Raw genomic sequence first — 16,525 nt, 5'->3', positions numbered from 1 at the left:
AGCGGCCGCTTTTAAAATCAGGGTCCGACCTACTTAGCTGTTCATAGGGACATGATTTTAATTGGCGGTTGGAGTCCCATACTCATCCCCATTCAACGCGCCGAAAATAGCTCCACGAACCAAAAGGACCGTCAGGGTGGTTTTCCCTGACGGTTTTTCTTAAAACCTTTTCCGTAACGGCCGCAGAGCTTCCTATAGAGCCATCTGTTTAAGAAGTACCGGGCAGAGGTCTGACTTGTCCCCCGTCTTAGGTCTAGTGCCAAAAACCGCCGCAGGTCCGTTTTGAAGAAGCCCGATTTTCCCTAGAATAAAGACATAAGCAAGCGCAGCAACAACACAAGCAAAAAACACGATCCAAAAAAACTAATCTGTGAAAGGCGGTGAGTACATAGATGAGATGGAATGGAAAAATGGGATTTGCGATTCTGCTGATCTTTGTAGGCGTACTTGTTGTAATTAATGGCTTTGGCTTCCATACCGGGCATTTGATGAGTTATCTTATTCCGATTGCAATGATTGGACTCGGATATCTCGGAATCATTAACGGCAAGAAAGTGATTGGCCTCATTATCGGCGGTCTGGGCGCGTTAATTCTGTTAGGCAAGCTTTCGGGCCTGTTGATCGCAGTTGGCTTGATTGGCTACGGCGTATATCTCTTAAAGCGGAACTCCAATAGAAGCTATTAATTTTGAAAATAACGAAGAAAATCAGGGGATAGGTGGTAGATGAGATGAGCATAAGTAAGAGATTGCGGGACATCAGCGTAGCGACGCTGAACGAAATGCTGGAATCCTCGGAGGATCCAGTGCGACTGATCGATAAATATTTGGCGGCTCAAGCGGAACAGATTCGCTCCACAGAACGTCTGCTGTCCCAATGCCTAGCGCATTCCCAATCGGTCCGCCAGCAATATTTGACGGCCGACCAAATGAAGCAGAAGCGTGAGCAGCAAGCCATGTTGGCCTTGCGGGCCGGTGAAGACGAGGTGGCGCGTCTGGCTCTGCAGGAGAAAATGCAGCAAGAGGAATTAAGCGCCAACTACAAAGCGTTGTACGAGGAAAGCCAGTACTCGATCCGCGATCTGGAGGATCAGTTGAGACAGCTGAAAGCGGATCTGGACGAAGTCGCTGCGAAACGGGGCTACTATCTGGCAAGGCTGGAAGCCGTAAGGCTGCAGCAGCGGATGAACGAGCGGGTGCGCCCGTCCGGCAGCGGTTATGGCGTACCGAGAATGTTCGACCGTCTCGATGAGCGGTTGTCCGATATGGAATCCCACGCCCGGACACTGCGCGAAGTACGCAGCGGCACACGCGAAATGATGCGTTATGCGGGCGCCGCGGTGGATGCGGTCGAACAAGAACTGGCGAATTTAAGGCGCAAACTGGAACAGGAGGGCTATAAAAGATGAGCAGCAGATTGTATCGCTCGCGCACAGACCGGAAAATAACAGGGCTCTGCGGCGGATTGGCAGATTGGATGAACATGGATGCAAATGTGCTCCGGGTGCTTGTCATCATCATTACGTTTGTACTTGGCGGAGCGCCCATTCTTATCTACATTTTAGCAAGCATCGTTATTCCCAAGGATCCTTACGGAGATGAAACTTACGACCGTTTCGGCAGAGCTCACGGATACGATAGCTATGGCCGGCCGAGCCGTTCCTACGGAGGGTCGACATTCGAACGTCCCGAACGGAACTACCGCGATGCGGAATATACGAATTATCAGCAAGGCCCGAAAACTGGCGGCGCCGCTCCATCCGGCCCTTCGAATATAGATGATATGATGAAAGACATCGAAAAAAAGGCAATGTGGAAGGAAATCGAGGAACTGCGCGCCAAAGTGGCCCAATTCGAGAAACAAAATAATAACGAAACCAATAATAAAGAGGAGAAGTGATTATAATGGGAGTATTCAAAAGACTGAAAGATATGACGAAGGCATCGATGCACGAGTTGCTTGATAAAGTGGAAGATCCGATTGTGATGCTGAATCAATACCTGCGTGATATGGAAGAAGAAATTGCACAAGCTGAAGTGACGGTAGCGCGTCATATAGCCAGCGAACGCAAGCTGAAGGAACGCCTCGAGGAATCCGTACGGCTGGCGGCCAGAGCCGAAGATCAAGCAGCCGGTGCGCTTAAATCCGGCCAAGAAGCCGCGGCTCGCGGGGCGCTGGAGCAAAAGCTGTATTACGAACAAAAAATCGTCGAATACCGCGATATGCACGAACAAGCTAAGGCTCAAGCGGAAGAAATCGTCAAACAGCTTCATGAAATGAAAGACGCCTTCTACCAAATGCGCAACAAACGCAGCGAATTGGTCTCCCGCGCTCAATTAGCTAAAGCCAAACGCCAAATGGCCGAAGTGACAACAAACAGCGGAATTGAAGGGGGCAGCGCGGTTCGCGGTTTCCGCCGCATGGAAGAAAAAATTATGCAGCTTGAAGTGGAAGCCGATGTTGCCCGCATGCCTTATACAGGCAGCGCAAACTATAATCAAGTCGACGCCGCCAAGCAGCAAAAAATCGACGAGCAGCTCGAACAGCTCAAGCAAAAGCTGAATAACTAACAGAGGGTATTCATATAGATGATGGCAAAGGCAGTCCTGAAAAGGGCTGCCTTTTTGCGCCAATTGTGGAAAAAGGTTATACGGTAGCGGTACAGAAAGATCAGCCATAATAAGCGTACTATTCCATTTGAGAAGCAGCCGGCAGGCTGAAGGGAGGAACGGCGATGAAGGTAAAGCAGAGGCGTTGGATTCTCGCCGGTACGGGTGTTATGTTGACACTGCTGCTCACTGCCGCCGGGCTTGCCGGCTGCAAGAAACCGGCTCCCGTTCCCTGGAGCGGGCAGCCATCCGCTGAATCCCGGGACGGCAAGCAAGGCATAACGGCGGATATGGGTCTAAAGGGAGAGGAGCGGGGAGAGGCGGCTTTGCCGGGAAGTTTGGACGGGACAGTCCGTACTATGGAGGAGGAGCCTGAACTGGGCCCTGTATGGATAAGCTCCAGAGCCCCCAGCGCACCGCAGCGGAACTTGGAACCACATTCCCTTGAGAGCGAGACGGGCGATGGAGGCGTAAGCGGCCCGTTAGCAGCTCATAATGGGACTGCATCCTCTGCTGAAACGGTGGACGAAGAGAATGGCCGAAGCAAATCCGGCGATCAGCCGGATAGCAAGGAGCTTTCAGGCGCATCGGGACCCAAAACGGCGTTTCTGACTTTTGACGACGGGCCTTCCGGCAGTACACCGGCGATTCTGGATATTTTAAAACAATACGGCGTCAAAGCGACCTTTTTCGTCAATGGCAGCAATTCTGCCGAAGGCAAGGCGATGTACAAAAAAATTGTCGAGGACGGCCACAAACTCGGCAATCATACATTTTCGCATAACTACAATCAGATTTACGGCTCGGTTGAAGCTTTTGAGGATGATTTGAAAAAGCTTGACGATTTATTGTTCGAGACCGTCGGATTTCATACCGACATTATCCGCTTCCCCGGAGGCTCGAATAATCATTTAAGCTGGAAGGCCGGCGGTCGAAATGTGATGAAAAAAATTACCCGGGAAATGGTATCCCAGGGATATCAATACTTCGATTGGAACGTCAGCTCGACAGATGCCGCCGCCCCGGTGCAGGATCGGCAAGCGATTATCGACTCCGTTATGGAGAACAGCCGCGGCAAAAGCCGGATTATCGTGCTGATGCATGACAACACCCGCAAAAAAACGACGGTGGAAGCACTGCCGACGGTGATCGAGAAGCTGAGCAGAGACGGTTACTCGTTTGATGTGCTGCAGCGCGATTCGTTTACATTTCGATTTTTACAGCCATAATAAGTGCGAAGCAATTACAAAAGGAGAGTGAGCGTATGAAAGAAAACAACAAATCCGCGTCCAAAGCGCAAAGCCGGCAGCAGCGGCAGCATTCGCAAAACCAGCAGGCAGACCCGTTAAAGGAAGGTTATGACAAAAAGCTGAACGGCCCCAACCGCCCTGCGGATTAACTCATGTGGAAGCACTGAGAGGAGGAGTTAGCGTGAAAAAGCGTGACGATCGTGATAACGAGATAGAACTTCAAGACGACGCAAGCGAACTGGATCCTTTTGAGATCAACTTTCTTCCGCAATTTCAAAAAGGCCGCGGACCGCGCAACCCTTTTGTCAACCAATACGGCGTGGTGATCGGCGATCACGATTACGAGTCGGAAGATTCTCCGCTCGAGAATTGGACCGAAGACACGGACCCGTCCATTATGGCGGGGGACGATTGGGTGCATCCCTTTAAGGATATCGGCTTTCATTCCGCGGAAAACCGGGACTACTTCGAGAAGGGAATTCCGCCTCAATCAGGCATCTTTGAGCATGCAGATAAGAATGTAGCTTATAAGTACGAACAGCCGAAAGATAAGGATAACGGCGAGCGGTCCGCTGAATAAACCGGCTCTGGCCCTTCATGAAACTTCAGGCAAAACGCTTTGCTTTCATTCCAAGCCGATGTATAATATGTTTTAAGAAAGTTTCTAAATAAACATGTTGTCTAAAGGAGTGAAAGCCATGTCAATGTCTTTTGAAGCATATATGAGAGATATGGTCCAACCGATGCGCGACGATTTGACTCGTATCGGCATTACCGAGCTGCGGACCCCCGATGAGGTTATCAGCCAACTGGTTGAAGGAGAAGGCGCTAAAGGCACCTCTCTGCTTGTCATTAACTCGGTTTGCGGTTGTGCTGCAGGACAATGCCGTCCGGGCGTAGCCAAAGCGCTGCAAGGCGATGTGACGCCGGATCATCTGTTTACGGTATTCGCAGGCCAAGATAAGGAAGCTACCGCTAAGGCGCGTGAATATTTGGCACCTTACCCTCCGTCTTCGCCATCCATCGCTTTGTTTAAAGACGGTGAGCTGGTACATTTTATTCAACGCCACCAAATCGAAGACCGTTCCGCTGACATGATCGCCAATGACTTGCGCGGCGCATTCGAGAACTATTGCAAATAATCTTTAGGTTCATCTGACCTAAAGGAATTGGTCCAAAATAAAACTCCCGTTCATCGCAGCCGCGTATTTTCGGCTTGGATGCGGGAGTTTTTCTTTTTCACGTTCCATCTGCAGCGGCGAAGCGGCGTTTATCCCGCCAGGATCTGTTTGATGCGGTCTTGAATGGCATCGGCCGCGGCTTGTCCTTGCCGCTCTGCGATAATCCGGTAGCCTTCGGATAAATTCGGTTTCCGTTTCACGTTATGAGCGTCTGTGGCAATCGTATGCACCTGGCCCTGATCCAGCAAACGGAGTCCAAATAAGCGGGCATCCTCGCCGTTTTTGCCAAGCAGGCTGTCTACGGTGACTTGCGTCCATATGCCCGCTTCAAGCAGGTTGTCCAGTAATTCCGGCCGTTCCCGGAAAAAAATATGACGCTCGGGATGAGCGAGAATGGGCGTGGCGCCTTGGTCGCGCAAGTGGCGGACGATGTCCGGCGCAGCTTCATTGTAACCTGACCAGGGCATCTCAACCAGCAGGAAGGATGGCTTTCCGGCGAGATAGTGAAAGTGCTGCAGTTGGTTGTGCTCATGAAAAAATTCGGCGCTCTCCAGCGTCAATTCATTTCCGCGATGGAGTGTAATGCCGATTCCGGCCTGGTGAATTGCGGCTTGCAGCTCTTGCAACCGCTCATCGACTAGAGCTCGGGTACTTCGCCAGCCTTGATTAAAATGCGGAGTGACGATAATATCGCGGACCCCGTCATTGTATGCTATTCTAGCCATATCGAGCGATTCGTTTAAATCGCTGGCTCCGTCATCAATGTGGTGCAGAATGTGACAATGAATATCGATCATCGGGTAGTCTCCTCTCTGTTTCCCGCAGTTCAGAAAATAATGTAAAGTTATCGTAGCAGAGATTGACTGAAAAATCTATCAATTTACCAATATTGCGAGGGTATCCGATTCTGCCCGGAGCCTGATGATAAGTATTGTCACATAAAATGTCCTTATCCGACTTGAATTCTTTACGGACTGGACTATACTAGAAGAAAATAACGGAAATGCAGGAAGGGTGGAGAAACATGAGCTTGCAGCAGGATATTATTAACCGCTTGGGCGTCAAGCCGGAGATTGATGTAGATGCGGAAATCCGCAAACGGGTCGACTTTTTAAAGCAATACGTGCAGAAATCCGGAGTGAACGGACTGTTGATCGCCATCAGCGGCGGCATCGACAGCGCGGTGGCGGCAGGGCTTTGCAAGAAAGCGACGGATGAGCTTACGGCGGAGACAGGCAAGGAGCACAAAACCGTAGGCGTATTTCAGCCTTACGGAGAGCAGTCCGATATCTCTGACAGCTATGCAGTCGCTGAAGCTTTTCAATTACAATACCGGGTGGAAACAAACATTGAAGAGGCGGTTAATGAAATCGTGCTGGAGTCGGAATACGGCCTCAAATCGATCGGCGTCCACCAGCATCTTAGCCGCGGAGGCAAAGGCAACGTGAAGGCAAGAACACGGATGGTCGTGCAATACGCGCTGGCATTTGAATTGAACCTGCTGGTCGTAGGCACCGACCACGCTTCTGAAGCGATCACCGGATTTTATACCAAATACGGCGACGGGGCCGTCGATATTACTCCGCTCAGCACCTTGAATAAACGGCAAGTGCGGCTGCTTGCGGCGAAGCTCGGCGTACCGCAGAGCGTACTCGACAAAGCGCCGACAGCCGGATTATGGGACGGTCAAACCGATGAGAACGAGCTGGGCATTACTTATGACAACAACAGCGCTTATTTGGAAGGGAAGCAAATCGACCCGGCGGCACAAGAGAAGCTGGAGAAGCAGTATTTGAAAACCGAACATAAGCGCGCGCCGATTCCGGGCATTTAGGCTGCCCACGTGATCTACGGAATTGGTACCGATGTGCTGGAAATTGAGCGCATCCGGAGTATTTTGTCCCAGCCGGCTGCCGATCGTTTTGTGGAGAGAGTGTTAACAGGGGCGGAGCGGGAACTCGCCAATGCAAGGAAAGGGCGGCTGCCCGAGTTTATCGCCGGACGATTCGCCGCCAAAGAGGCGGTTGTGAAAGCGTTGGGATGCGGTATCGGCAAGCAGGTGGGGTTTCACGATCTCACCATCATGCCGGATCGGCTCGGCAAGCCTTGCTGCCTTCTGTCCGAAGGCGCTTTGACCCGTCTGGGCTTGAACGGGCGTCCCTTGACGATCCATTTAAGTATATCGCACAGCGCATCCACCGCCATTGCATATTGTGTGATTGAGGCATAAAAAAACCGGAACACAGGTTGTACACCTGCGGTTCCGGTTTTTTTCGCGTTCGTTTAAAGTTTCATCATCATCAAATCTTCGTCATAACATATGCCGTTCATCTTAAGCGCGCAAGGCTCGACGCCGTAAGTGCGGAATCCAAGCGATTCGTACAGCTTCTTGGCGGAATGATTGGACGAAGAGACCGCGAGCAGCACAAGCTCCCAATGGGGGATGGTTCGGGCATAAGCGAGGGCGGTTTCCATCAGCTGCCTGCCGATTCCTCTCCCTTGCCCGGAAGGGGCTACATAAACACCCCATATCCCTGCTTTATGGCGCATTTTTGCAGCGTGGTCGCCATAAATGCCGGCAACGCCGATCAACTCGCCATGTTCTGTGAAAGCGCCGAAGACGGCGTTCTCGGAGGAGACGGATAACCGTCCCCGTACTTTGTCCAGCGGTGTTGCAGCAGCTTCTTCGTAAGAGCTGCCGAATGCCTCGGGGTACTGCATCAGCCCTTGCATCCGCAGCGTCCAGAACGCCTGCGCATCATCGGGAGTTAATCTGCGTATTCGCATTAACGCACCTCCAGCATCATTTCCCGGCATTCAGGGAGGAGAGCCACTCGGTCATCACGGTGATATCTTCCGGTTTCAGTTTCGCGCCGAAAGCCGGCATGCCGCCGCCGCCGTTTGTAATTTGTTTGGTAATCTGATCTTTGTTCATCCGGCCGCCGATCTGCTGCAGATTGGTTTTGGGGCCGACACGCCCCTCGAGATTGTTTCCATGGCAGGACAGACAACTGGTTTTATAAATCTCCTGCGCGCGTTCAGGGGCGGAGTTCAACAGCTCGCCCGGTCCCGACTGGGCGAATTTATCCGTTTTGTTTGCGGACTGGCCGCCGCATCCCGCTGCAATCAGGATGGTCAAAGCAAGAAGCGCTGCGGTTTGGATCATTTTGCTCACAACATGTCTCTCCGTTCGTTCAAAGTAGCGGGGTTATTCCAATTCAACGACCAACGGTCGCGTTTTTCTCGACTTGTTTCGTTTATCCGGTTTACGGCGGCGCTTACGGTTCCATTCTCCGATCAGCCAAGCAAAGACCAGCAGGCTCAGGCCGCCGAATCCGCTGAGAATAAGCAGCGTATAACCCAAGTAATGTAAAGCGACCACCACATCAAGCGCGAACAGCCATAATCCCAAATACAGAAGAGGTCTGCCCAGATATATGCTGACAAAGGTGTAGCCGACTGCTAAGGCAAAGGCATGGAGCAGCGGGACAAAAAAAGGATCGATCGCCTGCACGTAATCGAGCACAAACAGCGCGCCTACAGCCATAAGCACACATAAGGCGGGCAGCAGCAGACTCCCGGCGTTTGCCCGCCGCAGGAGACTGCGTTTGCTCCATACCGCCGCAATCAAAGTCAAGATGGCAGCGGCGGCCAACGTGTACATATGGTAAGTTTCCATATCGCGCCATTGCCCCAGAAAACTTAATGCGGCACTGGCGATCCACTCTAAGCCCCATATCGTTAACAGCGGAGCGTACGGCCGTGCCGTCTTGCGGTAAACCGCAAAACGTTCGGCGGCGCTCCCGCTTGGTTCGTTCATTGCTCATTCACCTCTATCCTGTGAATTCAGCCAATTTACAGTCATTCCGGGCGGCCATTCATCAGGCTGCACTCTGCCTTGACCGCAGCAATCCGCTGGCCCCAAGGCCCGGTCGTGCTGAAAATACCCCAGAGATACAGTCAGAGTACACTTTTGCCGCTGTGAAGTCAATTGGGGGGCGAAGCCGCAAGGGTGCGGCAGATCCGGTTTCCTCATCCCGGCGACAACCCGTTAATCAGCTGGTGGGCAGGGAGTAACGGTGTTTTTTGGCATAGTCGCGCGGCGACATCCCGGTCATTTTTTTGAAAATCCGGCTGAAATAAAACTCGTCGCTATAACCTACGCTGCCCGCAATCGATTTAAGTCGGTAGTCTGACAAGACAAGCAGTTCTTTTGCCCGGTCGACGCGCAGATGGGTCAAGTAGTCAATCGGGCTGTAGCCGATAAACTTCTTGAACAGGCGGGAATAATGGCTGACGCTCAGACCCGCCATTGCAGCAAGCCCCTCCAGGGTGAGCGGCTCCTTATAATGGCCGACCATATAATCCTGGGTCAGCTCGATCGCGGAGGTGGTTGCGCCGGCCATTTTCTGGGCGCGGAAATCGGAAATCAGCGCCAGGAAAAATTCCTGCAGCAAAATTTTGCGCCGCATGGCCGTCATATGGCCGCGCCGCTTCCACAATATTTCCAGCTGCTCCATCAAATAAATGAGCTGCGGCGTATTCAGCAGGGTGTACATCCCGTCAAGCGGAAAAGGGCAGTCGCAGGCCGGCCGGTGAATCCACTGTTCCTTCTCTTCGTAAGTTTCCGTATAATGAAATCGTAAGAAATAATATTCTATCGGATTGTCAGGATCGGTCCCCCGCTCAACGACCATACCCGGGCTGAAGAAAAAAATTTTCCCCGGTTCGGCGGGGTAATGAGTGCCGTTAATGGTGAAGGAGCCTTTTCCTTTAATAATAAGCCAGACGGAATGATGCTTGATTTTGCGTGTTGATTGGTGCCAATCGGCTTCTGTTTTCTGATGACCGACGAGCAGGATGGAAATGACCAGCTTATTCAGATAGGAGGCCAGTTCTCCGGGGGTAAGCATATGTCTTAAGTCCTCCAAAAGAGTAATTCAATGAATGGCTCTATTATACAGTGAATGCGACTGAAAAGAGAAGGAGTTCTCCATGAACATCGACGAACGAAAAACATATTTTTCAACTGAGCTGCTGGCGTGGTACCGCCGTCACCATCGCGACCTGCCTTGGCGGAGGAGCAGGAACCCTTACTACATCTGGGTATCGGAAATCATGCTGCAGCAGACGCGTGTGGATACGGTCATCCCGTATTTCGAACGGTTTATCGGCAGGTTCCCTACGGTTGAGGCGCTTGCGTTGGCGCCGGAGGAAGATGTGTTGAAGTTGTGGGAAGGGCTTGGCTACTATTCCCGCGCCCGCAATCTGCAAGCGGCAGTGAAAGAAGTTCACGAGCGTTACGATGGTGTCGTGCCCAGCGAGAAAACGGACATCTCTTCGTTAAAAGGCGTCGGCCCTTATACGTCGGGGGCGATTCTGAGCATCGCCTACAACAAGCCGGAGCCGGCGGTTGACGGCAACGTGATGCGTGTGCTGTCGCGGTATTTTATCATCGAAGAAGATATCATGAAAATCAGTACCCGCACCTTGATGGAAAAACTTGCGAAGGAGCTTATTCCGGAAGGTGCGGCAGGGGATTTCAACCAAGCGTTGATGGAGCTGGGAGCAACGGTATGTACGCCGCGCTCGCCCTACTGCCTGACCTGTCCGGTCCGGGAAGGCTGCGCTGGACGGGAAGAGGGACGCGAGGAAACGCTGCCCGTGAAGAAGAAAGCGAAGCCGCCCCGCCCCGAGAAGCGCCTTGTTGCGCTGATCGAAGGCACCGGCGAGTTGGCCGGCCGCATCCTCATCCGCCAGCGTCCGCAAGAAGGTCTGCTCGCCCGCATGTGGGAGCTGCCGCATGTGGAGGTGGACAAGCTGCCGCCTGTGCACACCGGCGAAGATGTGCACAACATGGAAGGAAGCGCCATCCTTGGTGAGCGCATTGTGCTTGCTCCGAACGCAGCCCTCGAACGGCTTGAAGCGCATTTGGCGGAGGAAGGCATCGCTATTGAGCCGCAAGAGCGGCTGATGGATGCCGAGCATACGTTCAGCCACATCCACTGGGAGATGCAGGTGTACCGCTGCCGGATCAAATCCGGGTGGAGCGGCAAAGAGCAGCTTCCGCAGCTGACGCCTTATCATTACCGCTGGCTTGCTCCGGACGAGCTGCCGCAGTATGCGTTCCCTAACGTATTCTTGCGCATTATGAAACAGTATCGCGATACCCGCTAATGAAGCCCAGAAGCATCGTCCCCAAATCATCCAGCCCAAATGAAAAGGCATGGGTCCGGAACATACCGGGCTCATGCCCAACAGGCTGCATAATGGCTCATCGAGGGGATAACTTTAACAAGAGGCCTTCGATTTACAGTTGTACTCTCGATTTAAGGCCTTCCATATCCTTAACCATAATAAACTTCTTATCAATCGTGATTACTTTGTCTTCTTGCAGCTCCTGCAGCACCTTCGTTACCGATTCACGCACTGTGCCGATCAGGTTGGCGAGCTGCTGGTGGGTCAGCTTGACGTCGATCATCGTACCTCCGGGTTTCTTTATCCCATGTTCTTCCGTCAGCCGCAGAATGGTTTTCATCGTGCGGGAACGTACGTCAAGGAACGTCAAATCGTAAATTTGCTCGTTGGCGCGCCGCAACCGCTGCATCGTATCCTCCAGCAGCTTCATACACAACTTGGGACTGCGTTCAATGAACTCGAACAGCTGCGACCGCGCTAGCGTATAGATGATGCTTGGCTCAAGCGTCTCCGCTGTAGCCGAACGGGTGAGGCCTTTCTGAATCAGCGCCATTTCCCCGAAATAGTCGCCGTCGCGAAAGAGGGCAAGAATGATTTCCTTGGCATTGTCGATCCGGTATATTTTCACGACACCCGATTGAATCAAGAACATTTCGTCACCGGTATCACCTTCGAAAAATAAAATGCTGCCCTTTTTAAACTTGCGTTCCGTAAACAAAGGAGCGAAAAACTCAAGCTCCTCAGGCGAAAAGTCTTGAAATAAAGGTACATTTTGCAGCAGGGGAATGATTTTATGCATCAATTAAGCTCATCTCTTTCTTTGCAACGTTTTCTTAAGGCTCCGCTCTCGAATAGAAGGAAAGCGATGCACTTGCGTTGAATATTACGTGGTTCATGTGGAATTATGGGCTGGAAGAAATCACCTTAACCTTATAATACAATGTTCATGTCCGATTTTGTATTGCATTTTTGTGAAAAATACTACAATTTGTCGCAGGCATGAAAAAGAAGCCTTGTATCCTTTGGCGGGATACAAGGCTTCTTTCATGCAGGCAAGTGAATTACTTAGCCGCTGCCAAACGTTTATTTACTTCATCCCAATTGACAATGTTCCAGAAAGCGGCGATGTAATCAGGACGTTTGTTTTGATAGTTGAGGTAGTAAGCATGCTCCCATACGTCAAGGCCCAGAACCGGCGTGTCGCCTTCCATGATCGGGCTGTCTTGGTTTGGCAAGCTGTACACTTTAAGCGCGCCGTCTTTGCCCACTGCGAGCCAAGCCCAGCCGCTGCCGAAACGGGTAGTAGCCGCTTTAGCGAAATCTTCCTTGAATTTGTCGAAGCTGCCGAATGCGCTGTTGATGGCATCGGCGATTGCACCTGTTGGAGCGCCGCCTGCATTAGGTCCGATTACTTCCCAGAAGAGGGAGTGGTTGGCATGTCCGCCGCCGTTGTTGCGAACGGCTGTGCGAATATCTTCAGGCACTGCATTCAGATCGCTGATCAAATCTTCAACGGATTTGCTTTGCAGATCAGGGTATTTCTCAAGCGCGGCGTTCAGGTTCGTTACGTAAGTATTGTGATGACGTCCGTGGTGGATGTTCATCGTCGTTTCGTCGATGTGTGGTTCGAGCGCGTTTGCTGCGTAAGGCAGAGCTGGTAATTGATGTGCCATAGCGGAAAATACCTCCCTAAATTTATGTAATGATCCTTACTCATTATCGCCTATATTCCATAATAAATCAACATTTATGTATATTAAGTATTTAGGTCGATAACGGATGCTGCTCTGTACCGAATGTGGACCGATTGACCCACTTCATGTCGTGTACAGTCGACAAAGGTGTGGGCAGGCTATTTATGGACCGTCGGTAAAATACGTCCCGGCGTTAGTTCGATAGTCTGCCTTTACCTCCGCCATATATTTTCTATTAGAGGAAGCAAAAGTATGCATAAGGCACAACGAAAAAATGTAAACGCTTCAAAATAAGCGCTTTCAGGAGATAAATTAAATATTTGTTAAGTAAATCACACTTTTTTATGAAATTTAGCAGGAATTGTTCGATTTTTGTCGTATTTTAATACTAAAGATAGAAAAAGATTCGGCCTTTAGTAACCGGATCCGTCATGTTCGGTAATGAGGCTGAGGGTGGAAAAGCTATTTTTAAAGGGAATCGGAAGATAGTGCCGAGGGCTTATTCCTACCGATTCTAAACCAGAGGCGGGGAGAGACAAGTATGCTAGTTCGTTCGTTTCAATTGTCTGATTACAGTTCAATTACCCAGCTTTTAGAAAACGTGCTGTCCGAAGAGTGTTATGAGGAGACGATGAGCGCCTTCGCCAAGCAGCTGTCGTGGGACAGCGAGTTGGTGCTTGTGGCAGTGGAGCAGGAACGTGTTGCAGGTGTGATTATTGGTACGATTGACAACAACAACGGATACTACTACCGTATTGCTGTGGAAGGCGAGTTTCAGCGCAAAGGGATCGGCAAAGCCATGATCGAAGCGATGAAGACGCGTTTCACTCAGCGCAAGGTTCGGAAAATATTGATTTCGGTGGATACGCATAACGAGATGGTCTTACCTGTTTATGAATCGGTCGGCTACCGTGCGGAGCATTTTACCCGGACAACACATCAACTTAGCATCGTGAACGGATAATTCGGTTACTGAGAACTTTGGAGTTCGTAGAGATAAGCCTCATTCATATCATTTGAACAATTCCTATAAGCATATCTTTGAACCATTGCAATCGGGGCTAAGATATGCTTTTCTATTAATAATATATGTATTAAGACCGGTAAGGAAAGGCTTGAGGTCCATGTCACTGTTTACATCTTATATTATCAAAAGCTTCAAGCATGACGGTCATCTTCACCGTATGTGGCTGGAAAATTGGCTGGTTCCCGAAAATGCCCTTGATGAAACCCACCGGGCGGAATCCATGAAGGTGCTTATCAATAGCCAGACGAAAATTGTGGAGGCGGACGGCAAAGAATGGGTAAGCCGGATTCCGGGCGTCTCTTTTTTTATTCCAAAACAATGGTTTAATGTGGTTGCGCTGCTTGAAGAGAACGGAGTAAGATATTATTGTAATGTGGCGTCTCCGCCATATGTTAACGGTAAGGTTATCACCTATATCGATTATGATCTCGACGTCATTCGACAGTCGAACGGACATGTATCTGTTGTCGACCAGGAAGAGTATGAGCGGCACAAACTGGGCTACCATTATTCTTCCATTGTCGATGCCAAAGTCAAAGCGGGACTGGCCGATCTGCTGCAAAGAATTGAACGCAAGGCAGCGCCGTTTCAAGACGATCTGGTGTTTCAATACTACCGCCTGTGGAAGGATGGCGGCACGGAGGCTTGATGAGACGGAATGTTTAACCGCCTTGGCAAGGATCGCAGTGCTTCATGCGGCTTGGAGCCGTTGGACAGCCAGCAGTTGACCGCGGAAATATGGGAGTGGTTCAAAGCCATCGTGGCGGCGCTCCTGCTTGTTGTACTGGTTCATCAATTCGGGTTTCACCTATCGTCCGTAGCAGGTTCGTCGATGCAGCCCACCTTATATGAAGGGGAATTGTTGTTCATCAACAAAACGCTTCGTTTTATCGGTTCTCCCCGGCGTGGCGATATCGTCATCATCAGAAGCACCGACCCCGCTCAACTGTCTCACCCTTATCTGGTGAAAAGGGTCGTGGGACTTCCCGGCGATACGGTAGAAGTGCGCCAAAATCAATTGTTTGTTAACGACGAGCCTTTGACGGAATCATACACCGATGGCCCCGTCGAAGACGGCAGATTTATCCCTTATACCGTAGATGAGGATTCTTATTTTGTCATGGGAGATAACCGGCACCGCAGTGCAAGTTATGACAGCCGCAGCTTCGGGGCGGTATCGGCCGGGCAAATCGAAGGGCGCGCAGAATGTATTTTATGGCCGTTTAACAAGTTCAAGGTGTTATAATATGGATATACTAGAGGGAAATGAACTGAGGTGACTTCCCTTGAATTTTGCAGAGGCTTGGCCATCCGCTATGGACTATAAGCAGTTGAAAGACGACATCAAGAACCATGCGGCAGCGCTTGGCATCGATAAGATCGGATTTACGTCCGCCGATCCGTTTCTATCATTAAAAGATATACTTTTGGCTCATCGTGAAAAAGGGTACGAATCGGGATTCGAGGAGCCGGATATCGATCGAAGAGTGTATCCAGAGCTGAGCTTCGAAGAACCGCGATCGATTGTATCGATTGCGATTGCTTACCCGTCCAAGCTTCAAAACCCGCCCCGTTCGGAGAAAGGCGCTTATCGCGGCATCATCGCCCGTTCGGCATGGGGAGAGGATTACCATGTAGTGCTGAGGGACCGGCTTGCCAAGCTGGAGTCGTTCATACGGGAACGTGTGCCCGATGCGCGGATGCTGAGTATGGTTGACACGGGAGTGTTGTCCGATCGTGCCGTTGCGGAACGTTCGGGTATCGGCTGGAGCGGTAAAAATTGCGCTGTCATTACGCCCGAGTGGGGATCTTGGATTTACCTCGGGGAGATGATTACGAATATTCCATTTCCGCCGGACACGCCGGTAACGCAAAGCTGCGGAGAATGTACAGCGTGCATCGACGCATGTCCGACCGGAGCGCTGGTCGGACCGGGGCAGTTAAACGCGCAGAAGTGCGTCTCCTTTTTGACCCAGACCAAAGGCATGATCGAAGACGACGAGATGAAGCGTAAAATCGGGAACCGGTTATACGGCTGCGATACGTGCCAGATCGTTTGCCCGATCAACAAAGGGAAAAGCTGGGATCATCATCCGGAATTGCAGCCGGACCCGGAAAAGGTGAAGCCGCTGTTAATTCCGCTGCTCACTCTGACCAACCGCGAATTCAAAGAAAAGTTTGGGCGCAGCGCCGCGGCTTGGCGGGGCAAGAAGCCGATCCAGCGCAATGCGATATTGGCACTTGGCAATTTTCGGGACGAGTCGGCGGTGCCTGTGTTATCCCAGCTTCTTAAGGAAGATCCCCGGCCTGAAATTCGTGGAACGGTCGCGTGGGCGCTGGGACGCATCGGCGGTGAGGAAGCGGCTCAGGCCGTTGCGAGAGCCCTGGACACGGAACCGGACGAAGCGGTTAGGACTGAGCTGCGCAAGGCAGTGAACATGCGGGAAGAAGTGCTAAATAAGTGATTCTGTGTTGCGGGAACTCAAAGCAAATGCTTAAGTAAGTTTTGCTTCGCAAAACTCTAAAGTTAATGCTTACGATGCAAGTTTTGCTTTGCAAAACTCTT

22 protein-coding genes are annotated in these 16,525 nt (G+C 51.2%); 15 read left to right on the top strand and 7 right to left on the bottom strand.

The genetic code is table 11. From position 1 onward, the window contains the following. The first annotated feature begins 392 nt into the window (after window positions 1-392). The 8 genes from EYB31_RS30965 (at window position 393) to EYB31_RS30935 (ending at window position 5,001) form a co-directional block, all read left to right on the top strand. Window positions 393-686: a LiaF transmembrane domain-containing protein gene (locus EYB31_RS30965; RefSeq protein ID WP_131017367.1), complete on the top strand. Its 294-nt coding sequence runs from the start codon at window positions 393-395 to the stop codon at window positions 684-686. 44 nt (window positions 687-730) lie between these two features. Further along, on the top strand, window positions 731-1,408 hold the full coding sequence (locus tag EYB31_RS30960; protein ID WP_131017366.1) for a PspA/IM30 family protein: 678 nt from the start codon (window positions 731-733) through the stop codon (window positions 1,406-1,408). After that, window positions 1,405-1,899: a PspC domain-containing protein gene (locus EYB31_RS30955; protein ID WP_131017365.1), complete on the top strand. Its 495-nt coding sequence runs from the start codon at window positions 1,405-1,407 to the stop codon at window positions 1,897-1,899. The genes EYB31_RS30960 and EYB31_RS30955 overlap by 4 nt, the downstream gene beginning before the upstream one ends. Window positions 1,900-1,904: 5 nt before the next feature. Continuing rightward, a complete protein-coding gene (locus tag EYB31_RS30950) occupies window positions 1,905-2,570 on the top strand; it encodes a PspA/IM30 family protein (RefSeq protein ID WP_131017364.1) in 666 nt (221 codons plus the stop codon). A gap of 164 nt (window positions 2,571-2,734) precedes the next feature. After that, complete coding sequence (locus EYB31_RS30945) at window positions 2,735-3,838, top strand: polysaccharide deacetylase family protein (RefSeq protein ID WP_131017363.1); 1,104 nt, start codon at window positions 2,735-2,737, stop codon at window positions 3,836-3,838. A 35-nt stretch (window positions 3,839-3,873) separates the two neighbouring features. Further along, window positions 3,874-4,008, top strand: a complete 135-nt coding sequence (locus tag EYB31_RS41330; protein WP_276322108.1) for a hypothetical protein — start codon at window positions 3,874-3,876, stop codon at window positions 4,006-4,008. A gap of 32 nt (window positions 4,009-4,040) precedes the next feature. Next, complete coding sequence (locus EYB31_RS30940) at window positions 4,041-4,439, top strand: DUF3905 domain-containing protein (RefSeq protein ID WP_420819488.1); 399 nt, start codon at window positions 4,041-4,043, stop codon at window positions 4,437-4,439. Between the two features lie 118 nt (window positions 4,440-4,557). Next, entirely contained in the window at window positions 4,558-5,001 is a 444-nt protein-coding gene (locus tag EYB31_RS30935) for a BrxA/BrxB family bacilliredoxin (protein WP_131017362.1), read from the top strand. Between the two features lie 128 nt (window positions 5,002-5,129). Here EYB31_RS30935 and EYB31_RS30930 read toward each other — a convergent pair whose 3' ends face one another. After that, window positions 5,130-5,837 (bottom strand): tyrosine-protein phosphatase, encoded by a 708-nt coding sequence (locus EYB31_RS30930; RefSeq protein WP_131017361.1) that lies wholly within the window; start codon window positions 5,835-5,837, stop codon window positions 5,130-5,132. Window positions 5,838-6,064: 227 nt separating this feature from the next. Between EYB31_RS30930 and nadE the strand changes: the two genes are divergently transcribed. Further along, a complete protein-coding gene (gene nadE, locus EYB31_RS30925) occupies window positions 6,065-6,874 on the top strand; it encodes an ammonia-dependent NAD(+) synthetase (protein WP_131017360.1) in 810 nt (269 codons plus the stop codon). 9 nt (window positions 6,875-6,883) lie between these two features. Continuing rightward, window positions 6,884-7,270 (top strand): holo-ACP synthase, encoded by a 387-nt coding sequence (acpS, locus tag EYB31_RS30920; protein WP_131017359.1) that lies wholly within the window; start codon window positions 6,884-6,886, stop codon window positions 7,268-7,270. Window positions 7,271-7,323: 53 nt separating this feature from the next. On the opposite strand, the gene EYB31_RS30915 is transcribed toward acpS, so the two are convergent. The 4 genes from EYB31_RS30915 to EYB31_RS30900 form a co-directional block, all read right to left on the bottom strand. Next, the gene (locus EYB31_RS30915; protein WP_131017358.1) at window positions 7,324-7,827 is read right to left on the bottom strand and encodes a GNAT family N-acetyltransferase; all 504 of its coding nucleotides are present in this window, start codon (window positions 7,825-7,827) and stop codon (window positions 7,324-7,326) included. Window positions 7,828-7,843: 16 nt separating this feature from the next. Further along, the gene (locus tag EYB31_RS30910; RefSeq protein ID WP_131017429.1) at window positions 7,844-8,206 is read right to left on the bottom strand and encodes a c-type cytochrome; all 363 of its coding nucleotides are present in this window, start codon (window positions 8,204-8,206) and stop codon (window positions 7,844-7,846) included. Between the two features lie 42 nt (window positions 8,207-8,248). Further along, entirely contained in the window at window positions 8,249-8,860 is a 612-nt protein-coding gene (locus tag EYB31_RS30905) for a hypothetical protein (protein WP_131017357.1), read from the bottom strand. Window positions 8,861-9,095: 235 nt separating this feature from the next. Then, window positions 9,096-9,953 carry a helix-turn-helix domain-containing protein gene (locus EYB31_RS30900; RefSeq protein WP_131017356.1) on the bottom strand — a complete coding sequence of 286 codons (858 nt, stop codon included), beginning with the start codon at window positions 9,951-9,953 and terminating at the stop codon, window positions 9,096-9,098. An 82-nt stretch (window positions 9,954-10,035) separates the two neighbouring features. On the opposite strand from EYB31_RS30900, the gene mutY reads away from it, so the two are divergent. Beyond that, window positions 10,036-11,217: an A/G-specific adenine glycosylase gene (gene mutY / locus EYB31_RS30895; RefSeq protein ID WP_131017355.1), complete on the top strand. Its 1,182-nt coding sequence runs from the start codon at window positions 10,036-10,038 to the stop codon at window positions 11,215-11,217. A gap of 133 nt (window positions 11,218-11,350) precedes the next feature. Here the strand turns inward: mutY and EYB31_RS30890 are convergent, their stop codons facing one another. Together EYB31_RS30890 and EYB31_RS30885 are read right to left on the bottom strand one after the other, a co-directional pair. Continuing rightward, complete coding sequence (locus EYB31_RS30890) at window positions 11,351-12,037, bottom strand: Crp/Fnr family transcriptional regulator (protein ID WP_131017428.1); 687 nt, start codon at window positions 12,035-12,037, stop codon at window positions 11,351-11,353. A gap of 262 nt (window positions 12,038-12,299) precedes the next feature. Then, on the bottom strand, window positions 12,300-12,911 hold the full coding sequence (locus EYB31_RS30885; RefSeq protein WP_131017354.1) for a superoxide dismutase: 612 nt from the start codon (window positions 12,909-12,911) through the stop codon (window positions 12,300-12,302). Between the two features lie 562 nt (window positions 12,912-13,473). On the opposite strand from EYB31_RS30885, the gene EYB31_RS30880 reads away from it, so the two are divergent. From EYB31_RS30880 to queG, 4 genes are all read left to right on the top strand, one after another. Continuing rightward, window positions 13,474-13,896 (top strand): GNAT family N-acetyltransferase, encoded by a 423-nt coding sequence (locus EYB31_RS30880; RefSeq protein WP_131017353.1) that lies wholly within the window; start codon window positions 13,474-13,476, stop codon window positions 13,894-13,896. A gap of 160 nt (window positions 13,897-14,056) precedes the next feature. After that, complete coding sequence (locus EYB31_RS30875; RefSeq protein ID WP_131017352.1) at window positions 14,057-14,608, top strand: DUF402 domain-containing protein; 552 nt, start codon at window positions 14,057-14,059, stop codon at window positions 14,606-14,608. Window positions 14,609-14,617: 9 nt separating this feature from the next. Then, a complete protein-coding gene (lepB, locus tag EYB31_RS30870; protein ID WP_131017351.1) occupies window positions 14,618-15,205 on the top strand; it encodes a signal peptidase I in 588 nt (195 codons plus the stop codon). Window positions 15,206-15,275: 70 nt separating this feature from the next. Further along, entirely contained in the window at window positions 15,276-16,424 is a 1,149-nt protein-coding gene (gene queG / locus EYB31_RS30865) for a tRNA epoxyqueuosine(34) reductase QueG (protein WP_131017427.1), read from the top strand. Window positions 16,425-16,525 lie beyond the last annotated feature (101 nt).

The sequence above is a fragment of the Paenibacillus thalictri genome (assembly GCF_004307995.1).
GTDB classification, from domain to species: domain Bacteria; phylum Bacillota; class Bacilli; order Paenibacillales; family NBRC-103111; genus Paenibacillus_AF; species Paenibacillus_AF thalictri.
Note: the sequence above shows the minus strand (reverse complement) of the source record. Positions and strands in the feature narration are given on the sequence as shown.

What these genes read in the sequence shown, in the direction of transcription:
- EYB31_RS30950 (WP_131017364.1), top strand. Translation starts at nt 1,905, where the DNA reads ATGGGAGTATTCAAAAGACTGAAAGATATGACGAAGGCATCGATGCAC.
- EYB31_RS30915 (WP_131017358.1), bottom strand. Translation starts at nt 7,827, where the DNA reads ATGCGAATACGCAGATTAACTCCCGATGATGCGCAGGCGTTCTGGACG.
- EYB31_RS30945 (WP_131017363.1), top strand. Translation starts at nt 2,735, where the DNA reads ATGAAGGTAAAGCAGAGGCGTTGGATTCTCGCCGGTACGGGTGTTATG.
- EYB31_RS30885 (WP_131017354.1), bottom strand. Translation starts at nt 12,911, where the DNA reads ATGGCACATCAATTACCAGCTCTGCCTTACGCAGCAAACGCGCTCGAA.
- EYB31_RS30960 (WP_131017366.1), top strand. Translation starts at nt 731, where the DNA reads ATGAGCATAAGTAAGAGATTGCGGGACATCAGCGTAGCGACGCTGAAC.
- EYB31_RS30890 (WP_131017428.1), bottom strand. Translation starts at nt 12,037, where the DNA reads ATGCATAAAATCATTCCCCTGCTGCAAAATGTACCTTTATTTCAAGAC.
- EYB31_RS30965 (WP_131017367.1), top strand. Translation starts at nt 393, where the DNA reads ATGAGATGGAATGGAAAAATGGGATTTGCGATTCTGCTGATCTTTGTA.
- queG (WP_131017427.1), top strand. Translation starts at nt 15,276, where the DNA reads ATGGACTATAAGCAGTTGAAAGACGACATCAAGAACCATGCGGCAGCG.
- mutY (WP_131017355.1), top strand. Translation starts at nt 10,036, where the DNA reads ATGAACATCGACGAACGAAAAACATATTTTTCAACTGAGCTGCTGGCG.
- EYB31_RS30900 (WP_131017356.1), bottom strand. Translation starts at nt 9,953, where the DNA reads ATGCTTACCCCCGGAGAACTGGCCTCCTATCTGAATAAGCTGGTCATT.
- EYB31_RS30875 (WP_131017352.1), top strand. Translation starts at nt 14,057, where the DNA reads ATGTCACTGTTTACATCTTATATTATCAAAAGCTTCAAGCATGACGGT.
- EYB31_RS30905 (WP_131017357.1), bottom strand. Translation starts at nt 8,860, where the DNA reads ATGAACGAACCAAGCGGGAGCGCCGCCGAACGTTTTGCGGTTTACCGC.
- EYB31_RS30910 (WP_131017429.1), bottom strand. Translation starts at nt 8,206, where the DNA reads ATGATCCAAACCGCAGCGCTTCTTGCTTTGACCATCCTGATTGCAGCG.
- EYB31_RS30880 (WP_131017353.1), top strand. Translation starts at nt 13,474, where the DNA reads ATGCTAGTTCGTTCGTTTCAATTGTCTGATTACAGTTCAATTACCCAG.
- EYB31_RS30935 (WP_131017362.1), top strand. Translation starts at nt 4,558, where the DNA reads ATGTCAATGTCTTTTGAAGCATATATGAGAGATATGGTCCAACCGATG.
- lepB (WP_131017351.1), top strand. Translation starts at nt 14,618, where the DNA reads ATGTTTAACCGCCTTGGCAAGGATCGCAGTGCTTCATGCGGCTTGGAG.
- EYB31_RS41330 (WP_276322108.1), top strand. Translation starts at nt 3,874, where the DNA reads ATGAAAGAAAACAACAAATCCGCGTCCAAAGCGCAAAGCCGGCAGCAG.
- nadE (WP_131017360.1), top strand. Translation starts at nt 6,065, where the DNA reads ATGAGCTTGCAGCAGGATATTATTAACCGCTTGGGCGTCAAGCCGGAG.
- EYB31_RS30955 (WP_131017365.1), top strand. Translation starts at nt 1,405, where the DNA reads ATGAGCAGCAGATTGTATCGCTCGCGCACAGACCGGAAAATAACAGGG.
- EYB31_RS30930 (WP_131017361.1), bottom strand. Translation starts at nt 5,837, where the DNA reads ATGATCGATATTCATTGTCACATTCTGCACCACATTGATGACGGAGCC.